At 28.1% G+C, this 18,860-nt stretch carries 19 protein-coding genes; 18 read left to right on the top strand and 1 reads right to left on the bottom strand.

From position 1 onward, the window contains the following. The first annotated feature begins 5 nt into the window (after positions 1-5). From HW275_RS10950 to HW275_RS10875, 16 genes are all read left to right on the top strand, one after another. The gene (locus HW275_RS10950) at positions 6-1,640 is read left to right on the top strand and encodes a hypothetical protein (RefSeq protein WP_178936589.1); all 1,635 of its coding nucleotides are present in this window, start codon (positions 6-8) and stop codon (positions 1,638-1,640) included. Between the two features lie 3 nt (positions 1,641-1,643). Then, positions 1,644-3,131, top strand: coding sequence for a DKNYY domain-containing protein (locus HW275_RS10945; RefSeq protein WP_178936588.1), 1,488 nt, complete (start codon positions 1,644-1,646; stop codon positions 3,129-3,131). A gap of 58 nt (positions 3,132-3,189) precedes the next feature. Further along, the gene (locus HW275_RS10940; RefSeq protein ID WP_178936587.1) at positions 3,190-4,050 is read left to right on the top strand and encodes a hypothetical protein; all 861 of its coding nucleotides are present in this window, start codon (positions 3,190-3,192) and stop codon (positions 4,048-4,050) included. Between the two features lie 156 nt (positions 4,051-4,206). Beyond that, positions 4,207-5,094 carry a hypothetical protein gene (locus tag HW275_RS10935; RefSeq protein ID WP_178936586.1) on the top strand — a complete coding sequence of 296 codons (888 nt, stop codon included), beginning with the start codon at positions 4,207-4,209 and terminating at the stop codon, positions 5,092-5,094. 542 nt (positions 5,095-5,636) lie between these two features. After that, positions 5,637-6,038 carry a hypothetical protein gene (locus HW275_RS10930; protein WP_178936585.1) on the top strand — a complete coding sequence of 134 codons (402 nt, stop codon included), beginning with the start codon at positions 5,637-5,639 and terminating at the stop codon, positions 6,036-6,038. A 517-nt stretch (positions 6,039-6,555) separates the two neighbouring features. Then, positions 6,556-6,936: a hypothetical protein gene (locus HW275_RS10925; protein ID WP_178936584.1), complete on the top strand. Its 381-nt coding sequence runs from the start codon at positions 6,556-6,558 to the stop codon at positions 6,934-6,936. Between the two features lie 82 nt (positions 6,937-7,018). After that, positions 7,019-7,705, top strand: a complete 687-nt coding sequence (locus HW275_RS10920) for a hypothetical protein (RefSeq protein WP_178936583.1) — start codon at positions 7,019-7,021, stop codon at positions 7,703-7,705. Beyond that, positions 7,702-8,418, top strand: a complete 717-nt coding sequence (locus tag HW275_RS10915; RefSeq protein ID WP_178936582.1) for a hypothetical protein — start codon at positions 7,702-7,704, stop codon at positions 8,416-8,418. The genes HW275_RS10920 and HW275_RS10915 overlap by 4 nt, the downstream gene beginning before the upstream one ends. A gap of 37 nt (positions 8,419-8,455) precedes the next feature. Continuing rightward, positions 8,456-9,130, top strand: coding sequence for a hypothetical protein (locus HW275_RS10910; protein WP_178936581.1), 675 nt, complete (start codon positions 8,456-8,458; stop codon positions 9,128-9,130). Between the two features lie 14 nt (positions 9,131-9,144). Then, positions 9,145-9,750, top strand: coding sequence for a lipase family protein (locus HW275_RS10905; RefSeq protein WP_218975157.1), 606 nt, complete (start codon positions 9,145-9,147; stop codon positions 9,748-9,750). Beyond that, on the top strand, positions 9,750-10,145 hold the full coding sequence (locus HW275_RS10900; RefSeq protein WP_178936579.1) for a hypothetical protein: 396 nt from the start codon (positions 9,750-9,752) through the stop codon (positions 10,143-10,145). Before HW275_RS10905 ends, HW275_RS10900 begins: the two co-directional genes overlap by 1 nt. 203 nt (positions 10,146-10,348) lie before the next feature. Beyond that, positions 10,349-10,708, top strand: a complete 360-nt coding sequence (locus HW275_RS10895; protein WP_178936578.1) for a hypothetical protein — start codon at positions 10,349-10,351, stop codon at positions 10,706-10,708. Positions 10,709-10,818: 110 nt separating this feature from the next. Further along, a complete protein-coding gene (locus HW275_RS10890) occupies positions 10,819-11,052 on the top strand; it encodes a hypothetical protein (RefSeq protein ID WP_178936577.1) in 234 nt (77 codons plus the stop codon). A gap of 421 nt (positions 11,053-11,473) precedes the next feature. Next, on the top strand, positions 11,474-12,013 hold the full coding sequence (locus tag HW275_RS10885) for a hypothetical protein (RefSeq protein ID WP_178936576.1): 540 nt from the start codon (positions 11,474-11,476) through the stop codon (positions 12,011-12,013). Between the two features lie 27 nt (positions 12,014-12,040). Beyond that, on the top strand, positions 12,041-12,997 hold the full coding sequence (locus HW275_RS10880) for a DUF4300 family protein (RefSeq protein WP_178936575.1): 957 nt from the start codon (positions 12,041-12,043) through the stop codon (positions 12,995-12,997). Positions 12,998-13,191: 194 nt separating this feature from the next. Then, on the top strand, positions 13,192-13,911 hold the full coding sequence (locus HW275_RS10875) for a DUF4846 domain-containing protein (protein WP_255460116.1): 720 nt from the start codon (positions 13,192-13,194) through the stop codon (positions 13,909-13,911). A 605-nt stretch (positions 13,912-14,516) separates the two neighbouring features. Here HW275_RS10875 and HW275_RS10870 read toward each other — a convergent pair. After that, the gene (locus HW275_RS10870) at positions 14,517-16,226 is read right to left on the bottom strand and encodes a DEAD/DEAH box helicase (RefSeq protein ID WP_178936573.1); all 1,710 of its coding nucleotides are present in this window, start codon (positions 16,224-16,226) and stop codon (positions 14,517-14,519) included. A gap of 449 nt (positions 16,227-16,675) precedes the next feature. On the opposite strand from HW275_RS10870, the gene HW275_RS10865 reads away from it, so the two are divergent. Both HW275_RS10865 and mltG read left to right on the top strand, forming a co-directional pair. Further along, positions 16,676-17,746, top strand: a complete 1,071-nt coding sequence (locus HW275_RS10865) for a hypothetical protein (RefSeq protein WP_178936572.1) — start codon at positions 16,676-16,678, stop codon at positions 17,744-17,746. A 162-nt stretch (positions 17,747-17,908) separates the two neighbouring features. Then, complete coding sequence (gene mltG, locus HW275_RS10860; protein WP_178936571.1) at positions 17,909-18,859, top strand: endolytic transglycosylase MltG; 951 nt, start codon at positions 17,909-17,911, stop codon at positions 18,857-18,859. The last annotated feature ends 1 nt before the right edge of the window (position 18,860 follow it).

Below are 18,860 nucleotides of genomic sequence, written 5' to 3'. Positions count from 1 at the left end.
CTGACGTGGAGCAGAGAATAACAAGAAACGTTACAGAGTTTACAGCGGGAGCAGGTTTCCTTGACGTAAAAGGGACAGTGAAGCAGGTAGGCTCATTAATTGACGGAAACTTCACATTAAACTCAAACGGCTATGAACACGAGGACTTAAAGGACATTGACAAGTCAAGAAATATTGGAATCAATATGACATTTACTCCAGGAGTAACAGAAATATACAGAAACGGAAGACTGACAGGAGAAGCAACAGGTGGAGTAGCAGTTGGAACAAGACTGAACTACAGTGAAACAGACTATGTAGCGAAGGTAAAGGCTACAGTAGGTGAAGTTACAGGAATTACTGTAAACGGAGAGAAGGCTGACTTGAGTGGTGTGAATAGGGACATAAACAATATGGTTGAAGTGAAAAAGGATAAGAAGATACTGCCTATGAATATTGATTTAGGTACTGAATATTGGCTTAATGATTATTCCAGAGAAAAACTTAAAACTGCTATGGATAAGGCTTCCACAAAATACAACATTGAAAAAATAAGGAATGAACTGACTTACTTAAATATTAAGAGAATACAGGAAAAAGCTGAAAGAGGTGAAAAATTATCAGAGAAGGAAAAAGAGGTTTATTCATTTATAGAAGAAACTAGAAGACTATACTTTGAATATACTGATAACAGTAAAGAAAAAATAAAAAAATACGTAGATATTAGTAAAATAAACAATGACTTATCTGAAGATAAAAAATTATATATTGTAAATGAAAGAGGTGAAAAAGAATTAAGCTATGATAATATAGAAAAATTTTTAAAAAATTATATAGATGAGAATTTTATTGAAAAAATTAATATAAATAATGAAAAATATCTAGGAGGAAAAACTACTGAAGCAGAATATGTTGTTGGTGCTGTTTATACATTAATATATGAAGAAAAAATTGAAAAAAATGAAGAATATCAAAAATTTCAAGATGAATGGATAACTAGAGGGATAGTAAATATTCATAATAATAAGTATATACAGGAACAGCAAAAAACTATACTGAATAAAGGCGTTTATAGCGGATTAGAGGGACTGGATGAAAAAGATGAAAGAGTAAAAGAAAGAATAAAAGAAATAAATGAGGAAATTATAAAAGAAGTACAGAAATCAACACAAGATACTTTAGAAAGATATTTGTATAAAAATTATAATAACAATAAGTTCGCTGTAAAAAATGGAATTATTACTGTAAATCGTATAAAGTTTAATGTAAAACCTAATATAGACAGTGCAGGACGCTGGGAAAATCCTTCAGTAAAGACAGATTTAAATCTGGGATCAAGTGCCTACTATGATATGGTTTCAAAAGAAATAGTTGTAGGAAATGCAATAAGAAATATTGGAACTGTTTTCCATGAAAATAATCATGGTGTGCAAGATTTCTTTGGAATTAACTATAATCAGTTAGCAAATAAGGGATATAATGACAAGTTAGCAGATGTGGGCAGATGGTTCATCTTAAATAATATATATACAGCTCCGAATGGTGGATTATCAGCAATATATGCACAAAATCTTAGAGAATACGATAGTATGAATATAAATGCAACTGGATATGAAAAATATACGTCAATTTCTAGAAGAATAGGGAAGAACGGGGATTAAAAAATGAAAAGAATAAAGTTAGAAATATTGACATTGCTCATTGCAATTGGAAATCTAAGCTACAGCATGTACAGATTTGAAGGCAGTTCAGTATATTCAGGACATAATAGAGTTGTGAACACTTCGATAGATGGGGAAATTCCTGCTGATATAGAAAGCTTTGAAGTTATAGATGAGTTTTTTGCTAAGGATAAGAATACTGTCTATTTTAGAGACAGCAGTATATTCAAAGTAGATATTAAAAGTTTTATTCCCATTGCAAGAGGGATATCCAGGGATAAAGACAAAGTTTATAAATTTCAATATGAACTTGAAGGAATCGATACTGATACAGTCAAAGTATTTAAAAATAAAAAAAATGATATATTAAATGTTTATCTGAAAGATAAAAATGGAATATATTTTTCAACTATATCTATGGGTGTTCCAATATTAGTAAAAGTCGAGGAGGCAGATTATGAAAGCTTTATAGAACTGCATTCAGGATATGCACAGGACAAAAAAAATATTTATTATAAAGGAAAAAAAATAAAAGCAAATCCAAAAACTTTTATGATTATTGAGGATAAAAGAGACATAAACCATTATTCAAAAGACAAAGATAATGTATTTTATGATGGAAATGAGATAAATAAAGCAGATATAAAAACTTTTAATGTTTTAAACTATATTTATTCCAAAGATAAAAATAATATTTACTATTTAAATAATAAATTAAAAGAAGCGGATGTGAGAACTTTTGAAGTGTTGAATGACCAGTATTCCAAAGATAAAAATAATGTATATTATTATGATGGTGAAATAATAGGGAATAGGGATGCTAAAACTTTTAATCTTTTAGATGAAAGCTATTCCAAAGATAGAAATGGTATATATTATTTAGGGAAAAAATTAGAAAATATAAATATGGAGACATTTAAAATTTTGAACTATGGTTATTCCAAAGATAAAGATAGTATTTTTTATCATGATAAAAAAAGGAAGGATTTAAATCTGAAAACTTTTAAGATTTTAAATGATTCTTATGCCAAAGATAAAAATAATATTTATTATCACGGAATACCCTTAACAACTACTGATACAGAAACATTTGAAGTTCTTAATTCTAATTATGCAAGAGATAAAAATAATATTTATTACAAGGATAAAAGGATAGGAAATATAGATGCAAGGAAAGTAAAAGTTTTAAATTCAGTTTATTTAAAAGATAAAAGTAGAGTTTATTACCTGGATAGGAATATTTTAAATAAAAATTTTGATGTCAATTATTTTGAAAAAGATAAAAATCAAATTTATCTTCGGGAACTAGAAAATGCAGATGCAGAAACATTTGAAGTATTAAATTCTGTATATTCTAAAGATAAAAATACAATATATTGCGGTACAATTCCTATAAAAGAAATGGATGTAAAAACCTTTGAATTAACTGGCGAAAATTCATCTAAAGATAAAAATAATAAGTATCATTTTTGTAAAAAGATTAAAAATTAAGAAACAAAAACTCAAATCTTTAAGCAAATAAAAAAAAGGTTTGAGTTTTCCCAAAAAATTGAAATACTGGGCAACAAATTATGGAAGAGAAAAGTTCAATAATGACGTAGCTCAGGCAAAGAACAAGGTTGAAAGAGTATCAGAAATAATGAAGGCTGTAATTGAAAATGAAGATAAGAATATTGGACTTTACTACAGGGACAGAATTGATTATGAGAAAACTAGGGATGATCTTGAGAGAGCAGGACTGTCAGATGGATTTATCCTTGACGAAACTATAGCACAGATGATGGCAGAAGTGGCGGCACAGCAAAATATAGATGACTTGCAGATAATTAGCCTGAATGACCCTAACATCAAGGAAGTGGTGGGAGCAGATGCAATAGCAGGAAGAGCTTACCATGTAGGAAACGGGAAAGTAGTAATAGTAGCTGAAAATATACAGGACTTTGCAGATGCAATAGGAACAATAGCTGAGGAAGGAAGACACATCTACCATAGAAACAACAATGGATTAAAAGACTCGGAGGACTACGCAAGTTTCTATGGAAGACAGTTTGAGAATTACTTTAACAAACGTGCGAAGGATACACCACTTTATATGATAGGAAGCAACTTGGCGTATAATGCTGGGCAGCTTGGGAATGATTGGGAGAATAAGTCTAGTATTTTCTATCACGTACCATATAAAGGTATAATAGACTTTGGTCATATATCTATCGAGATTGATGGTATAGTATATAATTACGGTAGATATAATCCTAATGCCGTTTGGGGATTTCTTCATTCTAAAGGTGATGGTGTATATGTTGAAGTAAATAGAAATGAATATTTAAATATGCATAAAGAAAAACAGGATTTAATAGAATACGAATTGAATTTAACAGCAAATGAAGAAAAAAAATTGAAAGAAAGATAATAAAAAATTTAATAAAACATAATAAAAAGAAATAATATAATTAGATGAAATGAGGTATTTATGAATAAACTTATACGTTTACTCTGCTTTTTTTGCTTATTATTGATAATTATTTTTTATGGAAAAGTTATACTTGAGAGAATAAAAATTTTTAATATGTTAAAAAAAAAATATTTCATAACTATATTCAATACAATGGATAAGGAAGCAAAAATAGTTATTTTTAATGGAAAGGATAAAATATTTGAATTTAACGCAGAATATGCAACAGATATTTTATCTGTTGAGAATCAAAATATATTTTATTTTGAACGAGATTCCTATTATAAAGACGTTAACACTATAATAGAAAAAAGTTTTGTAGTAAGATATGATATTAAAAATAATAAAATAATTGAAAAAATACCATTTCCATTTATTTTTAAAGATAAGATGCCTTATATGAAAAAAATAGGAAATAATGTATATTTTTCTGTTGGCGATAGATTGGATAGTAATCTAAAGGAGAATGAATCTATATTATATTCATATAATGTAAAAACTGAAGAAATAAAAGAAATTTTGACTTATAATGGACAAGGATTGCCTGTAATAAAAGAGAATGAAATTATATATTCAAAAGAAAATAAAATTTATAGTTTTAATAAATTTAAAAATATTTCAGAATTTCTTTTTGATGGAGATTTGCCATTTGACTATGTTGATGGTGAAATTTATTACATGAAGAAAAACAATATAGTCAAAAGGTCAAAAAAAAATTCCGATAAAATTATAAGTAAAATAGATAAAAAAACTAAAATAGGAGGTTATCCTGTAAAAATCAATGACAATTTGTTCGCAATTATTGAATTAAAACCTATACCATTAGATAAGCTGTATTCAGAATATGGAAAAATAGAAATTATAGATTCTAAAAGTAAGTCAAAATTAAGTTTGTATAAACTTTATTATGAAAAAGAAACACATTATCCTTATTTAACAAATAGTAGCTTTATATTTGTTGATAAAATATCGTTACAAAAATATCTAAATAATAAGATGTAATAGCAAAATTTAATAAAATCAATATTAATCAATTTTTTTACTAAGAATAAATTGGAAGGAAAAGAAGTAGAACTATGAATAATATTAATTTTTAATTTTGGTATCATATGACAATATTTTAAGATCAGAAATAATAAAAGATTTTTGATGTTTATTTTTAGAATTATGTAATTTTAATAGATTTTATATTATCTGTCTTTATCATTATATTATCATCCGTTATAATTTATATCTGGATATTAATATATAATATTCTTAAATGCTGGACAGCTTGGAAATGACTGGGAGAATGCTGGCTATTTAGGTGCTGGAGTTTCTTCGCCTATAAATATAGGTGGATTTTATACTACTGGAGTTTCAAGTCGGAAATCTATTAGTGGATGGAAAGGAAAAATAATATCAGGAATTTTGACAATTTTGAGACAAGCAAATGGTCTTGGAAGCATTACATTAGCAGCGGAAAAATATATAAGGAATCATGAGAAAGAAATCTTAAAAAAACTTAGGGAAAAGACAAAATAACTTTAAAAAAGAGGTAAAATATGGAAATAAAAGTAAAAAACAATATTTGGGCGAGATACGATTACATTACTTTATGGATTGATGAAGAAGAATATCATTTAAAGCCAGAATCAGAAATTTCTATTGAAGTTTTCAGTAATAAATTTTCTGTGGAATATTCGTTATTTTTTTCAAAAAGCAAAAAAATTTTTTTAGAATTTTCAGATAAAGAAGAAGTATATTTAAATTATAATAAATATTTTATTTTATATTGTGCAGGAATTTTGTTAGTTTTTTTATTACTTGCTTTATTGATGATATTAAGTATTATTTATTCCGATTTGAATATTATTAAGTTTTTTATATTTCCAATATATATAATAATTTTTGGTTATTGGTGGTTTTTTAAAAATACCAGTCTTATGGAGTTGATTAGAGTTTAAAGTTTAAGGTGATAATTTATGATATATATTTTGTTTACAATAATTTATCTTTTAATATCTTTTTTAAAAATTTATTTATATTATAGAATAGAGAATAAAAAAATATTGGTTTGTATATATGTAGTTGATATTATTTGGTCAGTTAATAAATTTTTATTATTTCCACTAGGAGTTTTTGCATTGACATTTGAAAAAAATTTTAATATTTCTAAATTATTGATTATGTCAATATGTCTAATATTAAGTTTTTTAGGAATATATAAATTTTATTTAATTATAAAAAGAATAATTGAGTTAATAAAAGTAAAAAAAGAAATAAATTTGTTATTAATTATAGATGTTCTATGGATATTATTTTATAATGTATTAATATTTATTGATAGCAAAAATTATTAAATTCCAACTTAATAAAATATTATAATTATAACGGAGATAAGAAAGAAATAATATACGATTTAAGTCATAAAAATACATATGAAATTAAAAAATATTTAAAAAGCTTGGAGAAATAAAATTTATGGATAATTATCAAGTATTAATTTTAAGTATAATATGGCAATATTTTAAGATTAGAAATAAGAGAAAGTTTTTTGAGAATTATTTCAGGAATTTTGTAACTTTAATAGATTTTGTATTATCAATTTTTTTCATTGTATTGTCGGTTTTTACAATCTATAAATGGGTAATTTTACAAAATATTCCTGAATACATTAATGAACAGGACATTGCAATGCTTGCATTTCTTAGTGGAATTATTATGTTTTATCTTTTACGAACAATTATCTTATTCCTTAAAGAAAGTGATATTAAGATAAAAAGATTATTTTTCTATCTTTCTGTTATATTTGAAACAGGGTTGCCTTTATATTTTACAATATTAGATTTTGTGTTAAGATAGTCAAACAAGAAAACTTGGATTCGTTATATTAATTTATACTGGATTTAAGTTTTCTTCAAAGTTCTCAAACGTAATTGCCTCAGTGAATGCAAGCGAATACCAGGCAAGATATGTGGAAGGAGTGTACGGAAACTTCCTACAAGACATAAAGGACAGTGGATACGTAACAGATAGAGAGATAGTGGACTTGATGAAATCGAGCATGACAGACGGAGATAGAGCTAGACTTAATGGATACAGGCTTGATGATATGCAGTATAGAATTTTCTTGGATGCAAGTTCTGATATAACAGATGAGGATAGAGAAAAAATAATAAAATATCTTGAAGAGTTTACTGGTTATGATTTAGAATTGAAAAAAGATATAAGTAATAAATATAAAAAAGAATGCGATGAAGGAAATGCAAATAAATGTGGTTATGAAATAGATTTTGTTAAAGATGCTAAAGGAAATAAAAAAGAATTAAGTGATAGTGCTAAAAAATATGTTAAAAGTAATAAACTGGTAGATGAATTAATAAAAACCCCAAAAAAAGTATTTATTACAAATGAAAAAGATAACAGCAGGACAGAAAAGTTTGGAGCTGACAGAAGTGGTTCACATGCATATGGAAATAAAGAACACAAATGTATCAGAATAAACTGTATTACCAATAATTACAGTCTTGATTTCAGAGTATCTCATGGAATACTCATTGATTTTGGAATATCTCCAGAAGAAGAAGCTAAAGTCAACAGAACAAGACAAGAAATGGAGAAAAAAAGATGAAAAAAAAGTTATTAATATTATTTTTTGTTCTTTCAAATTTAATGTTATCTAAAGATGATGACAATATTCCTTTTCATAAAGAGTTGACAGAAATAGGAAAATCTATTTTTGGGAATGTTATGGGTGGAACAAATGTTATACTTAATTCTAAGAGTTACAGTAGAGAAGAATTTGAATTATATTTTAAATTACATCCACATCAAATTCAGTCATTGGACAATATTGATAAGACAAGAAAAGAATTTGAAAAAATGTTCAACAGGGATTATCTTAATAAATATTATTCTAATGATTATATAGAATTGAAAAATGGAGAAAAATTTTTATATGGTAAATTTTATAGAATAAAAAATTATACTAATTATGTACTAGAACTTTATTTCGTTGATAAAAATAATGAGTTAAAGATAAAAATATACTATAGAGAATCAAAAGATGACAAGGGATATGACTATTTGAAAACAATAAATGATAGTACAGGCGAAGCATATTTTTATGTTCCTTTTATTTGGGAAGAAATTACAGTAATTACTGAGAATAAAAAAATTCAATCAAGAAAAGATTATTTTGGAACAGAAGGGAAATTATACGAGTACTTGTTAGAGCTATTTAAAGAAGAAATTCCAAAAGAATTTTTTGAACAAAGAAATGTTAAGAGATATAAAGAAGTTTATGAGCCAGATTATATTGAACCAAATAAAAAGTACAACTAAAGCCTATAACAAAATTGCGTAAACTAGTGTCTTGACAATGCGACCAAGACAAAGCTTCTTGCAAAACGGCTTTGCGATAACGGAAGACGGGACAGTATGGATAAACAAGGAGCATGTTGATTCAGGCAAGGTAATAGACTTCAATACACTAACTCAGCATGAAATAAGCCACATTCTGTTTGGAAAGGACAGCGAGTACCAGGCACAGTATGTGGAAGCGGTTTACAGGGAGTTCCTGACAGGGCTTGCAAGAAACGGATATGCCCAAAACGGGAGCGGAATAACCGACTACAGCAATTCAATGCTGACAGTTCAGGAGATTGCAAGGCTTAACGGATATACTGACGAGGAGATGCAGAAGTTCGTCAATGAATTCATGGAAGGGCTTATCGGAAAGCAAAAATGGAGAAACTTCAAGAATGGAGTTCAGGCCAATGTAAAAAGAGTTCCAATAGTAGGGAATGCAACTTCTAAGATACTGACAAAAGTAAGCCAGGTTGACAGAAAAATAGCCCCTAAGGCTGGAATGAAAGCAGGAGTTGCTACAGGAAGAACCATAAAAAAAGCAATAGATAAAGTTGATAGGATAAAACGGAATGTGCAGGCTCATAATCAACGTAAGGCAAAAGAGAAAGCACAGGCTGTAAATGCTGCAAAAAGAAAAACTGCCGAAGAGAAAAGAATAGCTCAGGAAAAAGCGGACAAAGCTTGAATAGAGAAACAGCAATGAGTTATATCCTTGATTGGGGAGCAAATTTTAGAGGAAATTTAAATTTAAGCCCTCTGCAAGAAAATTTATTAAAAAGAGTCAGTCCTAATGTATACAATGCTTATGAGGCGAGTGGAGCAATATTTGCTTCTAAAGAAAAAGGAACGCCAAAACAGTTGGAAAGAGCGTTGGAGTATGCAAAAAAAATGAAAGCAAAATATGGAGACAATCTAGTAAAGGTAAGCGGACATTCTCTTGGTGGTGCCGAAGCTATACATGTTGGTTCACATTTAAATCTTCAAGTGGTAGCAGTAGATCCTGCTCCTGTAAATAATCCAGGTAAGTATATAAATAATAAGAAAATGGTTGTAATAGTGCCTAATAATGGAAGAGGTACGTTAAATAGGACAATTATAGACAAAAACGGTGGAAAAGTAAATCAGTTTGCTCCAGGAAATGAATATCTTCCTAAACCAATTTCAGGAATATTTAATATGGGAATGGGAAATAATGCACATTTGCCAGTATTAGAAGTCAAAGCTGGACAAAATACCCATGAAGTAGATGATGAAGATATGAAAAGGGTAGAAAAAGAACTTAGAAAGAAAATGGGGTGGAACTAATGAAAATAAAGAAAAGAGCTCTACTTTTTTTCATATTTTCCCTGCTTCTTTCCTGCGTTGATTTTAGAAGTGATGAAACCCTAAAAGAAGAATGGTTTCATCAGATACATAATTTTTTTAAGTCAGAATATAACTTGATATTGAGCAAGGAAGATTTTGATATAAATATGGAAGTCTACTATAAGCCCTTTTCAAAAGGTAGAGCTTTTCTTCTGAAACCTAAAAAACCTATAGAATATAAGTCAAAATATTTTAGGGAAAATCAAAATCTACAGTGGGTAAATGAAGGTAAAGATTGGCATTTATCTTTGTGGAATGAAGAAACTATGAGAATATTTATGGAACCTATTGAAAATGATGATAAAAGATCTGAGATTCCTTTTTTTAATACATAAATTGCAATATTAATTTCTTTAAGATAATAGATTATCTTGGACTTAGGCCATATGTATTAAATAATTTAATCTATGATAAATCAAAAGGAAATGATTTTGAAAAAATAGAAAAAATATTTGATGAGTATCCAAATATAAAGTATGACGCTACAAATGTTCAATGGGCATGTGGATTATTAGATAAAAGAGATCCTGGATACAGTGTGAGTTTTATTTATGTCCAAGATAAAGAATGTGTTGTAAACAAAAAAAGTTATAAGGATAACATTGACATATATTCTTTAAAGGGGATAGAAAAATATGGAAAAATATTTAAGGAATATTTCAGCCAAGAAAGAAATTTTGTGAAAATAGACTGGTATGAATTTATGAAATTTAATAACATAACACCGATACTAATATTTGATATTCCAGATTATCTAACTAAAAAAGATGTTGAAAAACTAAGGGATGAAATTACTAAACACTATAATAAAAAAGATTTCATTATACTTTTACAAGGAACAGACACTTATATAGATAAAAATGGAAATGAGGTATATGATGCTTTTGGTGTGTGGTAGTAAGATTTTAAGAGTATAAATAAAGGAATAGTATTTATGTTTTCTATTCAGAAAAAACATAAAAGAATTAGTTGAAACAAAAAGAAAATATTAAAGAAAGAGAGCAGTATATGAATTTAAAAAGAATTTTATTCATTTTATTTCTAGGATTATGTTTATTATCTTGTGGAAATAAAACAAAATCAGAAGAAAACAAGCAGGAAGAAAAAAAGGGAACTGTTGAAAATACTGAAAAAAGTACAGAGAACAGATATGGAAGCAATTTGGTGGGCTATGTTACAAAACAAAATGACTGGATGGAATTTGAAGATCCTAATGCTTCACAGAATGCAAAACACCTTTAGTAATAATCTAAGGCTGTTTTACCATAAAATATTGAAAAATGAAATAATATTTTTATTAGTTCCATTAAGTTCTATTTTTATAAAAAATTTAATTTTGATACATATTTAAAGCGTAATTTTTATGATATTTTTTCCACCATTTTCAAAAAAATTATCAGTTATGTAATTTTATTAGTATTTTTAATAAATTTACTATATTGTAAGTTTAAATAGATTTAATTTGGGAAATATTTTGAGGAACATTTTATGATGAACTTCCAAAAGAATTATTTAAAAAGTCAAATTTTTGTGGGAAATTACAGAATTTTTTAAGGAAAAAGACTAAAATTTTACAAAATTAGAGTGTATAATACGATTGTAGGAATATCTAAAAATTATAAATCTACTAAGATAGTTATGAAAAAAAGGAGGATGATTAACTATGAGAAAAATGGGAAATATAGTACTTGGAGCTCTAATCATGCTAGTTGGACTTGTAATTTTGACAGAAAGTAATGACAATCATATTGATATAAAAATTGCAGATAAAGAGAATCTGAGTGTAAATAATGTAAAAAATGTGACAGCAGTAACTGAACAAAAAGGCGCAGGCAAGAAAGTAAAGGCTGTAATTATTGAATTTGACAAAGCGATAGAAAAATCAAAATTGTCAAAAGATGCCGTTACTGTAACTCAAAAAAATATTTCCAAAAAGAGTACAGGAGATACAGAAGATGAACCTTTAGCAAATACAACTGAAACAAAAGTAAACAGGGAAGTTTCCAAAATATATACAAGTAATAAAATAGACGAAACTGGAAAAGAAGCAAATGGTAAATATCTTTATGTAGAACTGGCTGAAGATACAAAAAATAACAATATTGTTACACAATCAGACTTGGATAGTGTAAAAATATCCGTTTCACAAGATAAAAATAATTATTTTATAAGTAGTAAAAGTTTTAATGTAAACGGTAAATAAAATTGAGATGGGAGCTTTTGGCTGAGAATGAAAAAAATAAGAAATTTATTATTACTTACTGGTTTGATAGTGGTAATAGTCAGCTGTTCAAACGAAAATAATATGCATTTGAATAAATCTGACTTAAACAAAAATATAGCAAAAAATAGTGAAACAACAGGAAATGGCTATTTAAAAAGTATAACATATTCAAACTTAACAGACGAAAAAACGCAAAAAGAAGTACAGGAAATATTAAAAAATTCTGGAATTAATTCTCAAAATCTAAATTTATTTTTTCAAAGCGTAAATTATTATAATAAAAAAACAGAAAATAAAGATTTAATAAAATCAGGCTTTGTAAATTCGCAAAATATAAATCCAACTTATGATGAAGCGGAAATACAGAAGCTATGGGATAAAAATAGCAGTAATTTTGCAGGATTTAATTGCAGGATAACTGCTTTTACACTTATGAAAGATTTTATAACAACAAAAAATTCACTTTTAAAATCAGGTGAAATGCTTTTTATGGATATGGAATCACTGAAAAATGCGCCATTTAAATTATTTTCAGAAACGGAAAAGAATAAATTTGTGAATTTATTTTCAGAAATTCCGACAAAGGCTGGTAAAGATGTGAGCATTCACGTTGAAAATGTAAAAAACGTCTGGAAGGAGCGGGGAGTTGTATTTGATAAAAATAGTAAAATATCAATGATTTCTGTATTTTTTCATTTTAATGACGAGCCTGAAGAAAATATTTTATTTATTGGGCATGTCGGGGTTCTTGTTCCAGAAGAGGATGGAAAACTTATGTTTATTGAAAAGCTGGCATTTCAGCAGCCCTACCAGGTATTAAAATTTAATAATCGAACGGAACTGAATGATTATCTTATGAATAAATATGATACTGCATGGGGACAGCAGACTGCGAAGCCATTTATTATGGAAAACGATGAATTGCTGAAGGGCTATAGAGGCAATCCGAATAATAATAAATAGTTATTTTTGAATATTTTAAAAGGAGTATGCTAACAATGTTTTTCTTAAAAAGAAAAAGAATATGGAAATTATTTGCAGGAATGGGTTTATTAGTAATTTTTCAATTTGCGTGCAGCAATGAAGTGAAAAATAATTCTAAAGAAATAAATTCAGAAAGCAATATAAAATCTGAAAAATTAATAAATCCGGAAGAAATGACAATAGAAACGAGATATGGCGTTCCGCAAGGGTATAAAAGAGTGGCAGTAGAAAAAGGCAGTTTTGCTGAATTTTTGAGAAATCAGAAATTAAAGCCCTATGGAGAAAAAGTGCAGTATTTTAACGGAAATTATAAACGAAGTGAAGGTATTTATGATAGCGTATTTGATGTGGAAATAGGTGACAGGGATTTGCATCAATGTGCCGATGCAATAATGCTTTTGCGTGCGGAATATTTTTACGGGAAAAAGGAATATGATAAAATCAGCTTTAAATTTGTGACAGGTTTTAATGCGCAGTATTCCAAATGGATGCAAGGATATCGCATAAATCCTAATGGAAAAGGAAGCTATTATAAAAAATCCGCTCCATCTAATACATACAAGGATTTTAGAAACTTTATGAATATTGTTTTTGGATATGCGGGAACATTGTCGCTTGAAAAGGAAATGATACCACAAAAAATTGAAAATATGCAAATCGGAGATGTATTTATTATGGGAGGCAGTCCAGGACACGCTGTTATTGTAGTGGATATGGCTAAAAATGAAAAAGGTGAAAAAATATTTATGCTTGCCCAATCATATATGCCTGCACAGCAAACTCAAATTTTGATAAACCCAGAAAATGGTGGAGTCTGGTATTCGTTAAAAGGAAAAGATATGCTTGTAACACCTGAATGGAAATTTCCAGTAGGAAAATTAAAAAAATTTTAGTTTTTTAACGTAAGGGCATCAGACGCCATGCCCTTACAACCCCGCTTTTCGGATTTCAATTTTACAGCAAAAGACAAAACTCGCTTTTAACAAAAGTTATTTTAGATTTTATAAAGTTATTACAAATTCAAATAAAATAGAAAAGCTCAAACAAGTTGTCTTTTACTGAAAAATTAAAATCTCGGAAATTTATAATAAATATTTTTTTTAACAAAATAAATTTTTTAGTTTCAATAAACGGACGGAGCTTTTATTTGTTCAACTACGACTGTCTGATGATTGAAAGGAGAAATTTTGGAGTTGGGAAAATAAAAGTCGGAGTCTAGCCATAGGTTGTAGGATTTGCGGCAATGAGCAATCTTACGAAAATAAAAAAGAAAAATCATAGTAATATGAAAAAATATATATTAATCAAAATATCCAAAAAATAATAAAAAACAATTTAGTTGAATGATTATGAACTGGCTATCAAACAACCTTATTATAAAAATTTATTTTTATTTTTAAACGGGGTTTAGTATACGATATTTAAAATAATAAAATAAAAAACTCAGAAGATAAATATTATTTTCCGAGTTTTTTTGTTAAGAAATTAAATAATTAGATTATTTTTTTACTTTTCTTGTTCTTTTGTCCCTTTTACCATCCTTTTTGCCTTTTGAGCCTTTTGATGATTTTTTATCAGAAGATTTTTTTCTTCCTTTTCTGTCTTTTCTTCTATCTGATTTCTTACCAGAGTTTTCTTTGCCATTTCTGTTTCCAGTAGCTTCTTCAACAAGCGGTTTTGAGTCTTTTTTTGAATTTAAGGCTCGCATTATGTATTGCGCTTCTTGCAACGGTACTGTTATGAAAGAGTATTTGTCCATAATTTTGACATCTTTTACTTTTCTTCCAGGCGTTTTTGCTTTTTTGTTTAACAAATCTAGCAATCGTCCCACATTATAGCCGTCCTTACTTCCAAGTGCGATAAATAATCTTGTTTTATCATCAATTTTAACTTTTACATCTTGAATTTCACTATAATTGTCAGGTAAAAATTCATCTTCATAAACATGTCTTAATACAGAGGCAAGCACTTGCTTTGCATCTCTTCCATCCATTAATTTTTCAGCCAGCTCCTCATAAGCGCCAAAATCATTTTCCTTGATGATTTCATCAACATAAGCAACCAGCGCTTCTCTTTTTGCCTCAAGGATTTCTTCTACATTTGGAATGTTTTCTTTCTTAATGTCTGTTTTTGTGATACGTTTAATTTGAGCAAGCTTGCTGGCTTCTCTTGGAGTTACAAATGTTATTGCGACACCTTTTTGTCCAGCACGTCCTGTTCTACCGATTCTATGAACATATGATTCGGCTTCCTGAGGAATAGAGTAGTTGATAACATGTGTCAGATTGCTTACATCAATTCCACGTGCGGCAACGTCTGTTGCGACTAATATTGTCAATATTTTTTTCTTGAACAGGTCAAGCGCTTTTTGTCTAAGAGCTTGGGTAATATCTCCGTGAATACATTCTGCATCGTAGTTTCTTGCCTTTAATTTATTTGTAACATCGTCAACTTCTGATTTTGTACGGCAGAATACAATTCCGTAAAAGTCCTGTTCATAGTCAAGAACTCTGCATAGGGCTTCAAACTTATCTTCCTGCTTTACCTCATAGTAAATTTGTTCAGTAAGATTAGTTGTAAGTTCCTTTTTTTCAACTCTTAATAATTTATGTTCTGGCATGAATCTTTTTGCGATAGCCAGAATTGCTTTAGGGATTGTTGCTGAAAAGAATAGCATTTTTTTCTCATCGTTAGTTTTTTCCAAAATAGTTTCAATATCTTCCAGAAATCCCATATTAAGCATTTCATCAGCTTCATCCAGTACAAAGTAGTCTAAATTGTCAACTTTTAGAACTTTTTTTCTCATTAAGTCCATAACACGCCCTGGAGTTCCAACAACAATATCTATTCCAGATTTTAATTTTTTTATCTGATTTTCTATGGAAGCCCCGCCATAAACAGCAAGAACCTTTAAATCCTTTGTTCCCTTCAATGAATAAATTTCATCGGCAACTTGGTTGGCAAGTTCTCTTGTTGGCGTTAAAATTAAGGCTCTAACTATCTTGTCAGCTTCAATTGTTTCCAGAATCGGAATACCAAATGCCGCAGTCTTTCCTGTCCCTGTCTGAGCCTGTCCTATCAAGTGAGTCCTTTCCTTTAATAATTCAGGAACTACCAGTTTTTGTATTTCACTTGGCTCCTCGAATCCTTTTTTGCTTAAAGCGTTAAGCATCTCTGTACTTAACCCGAAATCTTCAAATCTTTGCATTACTTTTTGTTTTACCTTCCTTATTTAATTTATACTCATTATTTATAAAAAATTTTTTGTATATATTATTATACCATACTTTTGTCATTTTTGTACTTAAATTATTTAAAAAATTTTTACATGTTAGAATGTATGGTAAAATATTGAGATTTTTTTATTCCATCAGTTTAAATTTATAAAAGATACAGGAACATTAATTATTTCTGCATTTAAATTTATTATTTAAATCATTTTTATCTGTCGGGATTCCAAGTACCAATAACTAGAAACTAAAAATAAGCAAGTAAAAAATATTTAATTTGCAATTTAAAAAATGTGTGATATAATTAATAAAAGCTGGGTTATTCTTAAAATGATCCTGAAAACTTGATTAATAGAAGATGTTGAGTTAGGAATATTGTTTTAGGATAAAAGTATACTACGAATTTGAAAAAATTGAAGATAAAAAGGTGAATGCTTTGAATAGACAAAAATTTAATCAGTATGGAAAGATAAAATTATACATTGCAGCCTGTTTTTGGACATTTTCGTTATCACTGCTTGCAAATGGGAGTAAAAATTCGATTAGTAAGAACAAGGTTGAGGACGAGGCAGTAAAAATTGATATCATTATTAATAAGAATGACATTAATGAGTTTGAAAATGGTGGCGATGAAATAGAAAATGATGAGGATAAGGATTTGATTTTTTTGGATCAGATTCAGGATGATGAAGATGAAAAGAAACAGAAAAAATTGAAAAAAACTAATAAACTCGAACGATTTATTCAAAAAATAGATGAAAAAGTTAATCCAATAATAAAATTTCAAATTTCAAAAAGCTATGGAACATGGTATCTTCTGAAGACAGAAGATAATTTAGAAAAAGATTTAAGAAATGTACGCTATGATTTTTTACAGCAGGAAAATGGCTATTTGGTTGTTAAAAGCTATTTTGATCCTAAAACAAATAACTGGAATGAAGAAAGATATAGAGCCTGGATTGAGGAGAAAAAGGGGCACGTATATTTTGAAGTTGAAAAGAAATATTTTAAGAATAATAAAAATGAAATAGTATTTTTTGATAAAAATTACCGTTATATGATTATTAGATACAGCAATGGGATTACAAAGGTATTTTCACGTTATCCCAACAATAATAAAATTTCTCTTGAAGATGAAGAGCTGGAAGAATTTGAACAAATTGTGGAAAACAAAAGCAACTTAAAAAATGTTATTTATGATGTGAAAATAAAAAATATCAGAGAAATAGAAAACGAAAGGAAAAAAGCTGAATTAAAGGCTAAGACAGACGAACTGGAAAAACAGTTAAGTGAAAATCCCGCAAGTGTATTTCAAATTGATACAATTGGTGCGAAAAAAGAACTCGAAAGAAGAAAGAAGAAAGAAAAAATGTTAAAATTTGAAACAAAAGATGGAACTAAAAATGTAGAAGTTATAGACTTACAAGATAAAGACTTAAAAAATGGAAATAAAATAAAAAGTAATGATAATGACACAGGAACAAATAAGGAATATTAAGTATAATAATTAATTATCAAATTTTTATTGAATAGAATTTGAAAAACTGTTTTGAAATAAAGTTAAAAATTGAAAATTTTTTTAAAAATAAAAAACAATTAATTTTTATAATAATTTAAAATAGTTAAAATATACAAAATACTGGATATTTAGGAGAAAAAAATGAAAAATACACTAAGAATTGTTTACGCTATAATATTTTTAATATTATTTATGTGTCTGTCACTTTTTTATAATTTTTTTGTTGCAAAAAAAGAATATAAAAATGTTAATATAAATGTAAAAAAAGGAACGACATTTGTACAGATTTACAAGGATTTAAAGTTAAATTATGGAATTATAGACAGAGTTTATCTAAAATTAAATGGGGGAAATATAAAGTTAAAAGTAGGTACTTATAAGTTTAACGGAAAATTCTCAAAATATGAAATTATAAAAAAAATTAAGAGCAGTGAAACTAACGGGGTTAGGCTTACAATTCCTGAAGGATTTACTTCAAAGCAAGTATTTGCACGGATGGAGGCATTGGAGCTGGGAACTCCTGAAGAAATTAACAAAGCCTTAAGTGAAATGGATTTTCCATATCCGCATGAAAATAATAATTTTGAGGGATATTTTTACCCTGAAACTTATATTTTTTCTGAAAATGTAACGACAAAGCAAGTTATTCAAACCATTCTTGCTGAATTTTTAAAAAAATTCCCACCTGAAAAATATCCTGATAAACAGAAGTTTTATGATACTTTGAAAATGGCTTCGATTGTGGAGGCAGAAGTGCCAGATGCGGCAGATAAACCAAAAGTTGCGGGAATATTTATGAAAAGACTGGAAATTGGAATGAAGCTGGAATCAGATGCCACTTTGAAATACGAGTTAGGCAGACAGGCTACAAGAAATGAATTAAAGGCACAAAATACTGCATATAATTCATATAAAGTAAAAGGACTGCCCCCAACACCAATTGGCAATCCTCCAATAGAAACTTTTAAAGCGGTATTAAATGCTGAAAAAACAGATAATTTGTTTTTCTTTACATACAAAGGAAAAACCTATTATTCAAAAACCCACGAGGAGCATTTGAAAAAACGTCGTGAAAGTGGACAGTTAAAATAAT

This window comes from Leptotrichia sp. oral taxon 223 (assembly GCF_013394795.1).
Lineage (GTDB): Bacteria > Fusobacteriota > Fusobacteriia > Fusobacteriales > Leptotrichiaceae > Leptotrichia.
Note: the sequence above shows the minus strand (reverse complement) of the source record. Positions and strands in the feature narration are given on the sequence as shown.

Coding starts and splice junctions, on each gene's coding strand:
- HW275_RS10945 (WP_178936588.1), top strand. CDS start 1,644: ATGAAAAGAATAAAGTTAGAAATATTGACATTGCTCATTGCAATTGGA.
- HW275_RS10935 (WP_178936586.1), top strand. CDS start 4,207: ATGTTAAAAAAAAAATATTTCATAACTATATTCAATACAATGGATAAG.
- HW275_RS10930 (WP_178936585.1), top strand. CDS start 5,637: ATGGAAATAAAAGTAAAAAACAATATTTGGGCGAGATACGATTACATT.
- HW275_RS10925 (WP_178936584.1), top strand. CDS start 6,556: ATGGATAATTATCAAGTATTAATTTTAAGTATAATATGGCAATATTTT.
- HW275_RS10915 (WP_178936582.1), top strand. CDS start 7,702: ATGAAAAAAAAGTTATTAATATTATTTTTTGTTCTTTCAAATTTAATG.
- HW275_RS10910 (WP_178936581.1), top strand. CDS start 8,456: ATGCGACCAAGACAAAGCTTCTTGCAAAACGGCTTTGCGATAACGGAA.
- HW275_RS10905 (WP_218975157.1), top strand. CDS start 9,145: ATGAGTTATATCCTTGATTGGGGAGCAAATTTTAGAGGAAATTTAAAT.
- HW275_RS10900 (WP_178936579.1), top strand. CDS start 9,750: ATGAAAATAAAGAAAAGAGCTCTACTTTTTTTCATATTTTCCCTGCTT.
- HW275_RS10890 (WP_178936577.1), top strand. CDS start 10,819: ATGAATTTAAAAAGAATTTTATTCATTTTATTTCTAGGATTATGTTTA.
- HW275_RS10885 (WP_178936576.1), top strand. CDS start 11,474: ATGAGAAAAATGGGAAATATAGTACTTGGAGCTCTAATCATGCTAGTT.
- HW275_RS10880 (WP_178936575.1), top strand. CDS start 12,041: ATGAAAAAAATAAGAAATTTATTATTACTTACTGGTTTGATAGTGGTA.
- HW275_RS10875 (WP_255460116.1), top strand. CDS start 13,192: ATGACAATAGAAACGAGATATGGCGTTCCGCAAGGGTATAAAAGAGTG.
- HW275_RS10870 (WP_178936573.1), bottom strand. CDS start 16,226: ATGCAAAGATTTGAAGATTTCGGGTTAAGTACAGAGATGCTTAACGCT.
- mltG (WP_178936571.1), top strand. CDS start 17,909: ATGAAAAATACACTAAGAATTGTTTACGCTATAATATTTTTAATATTA.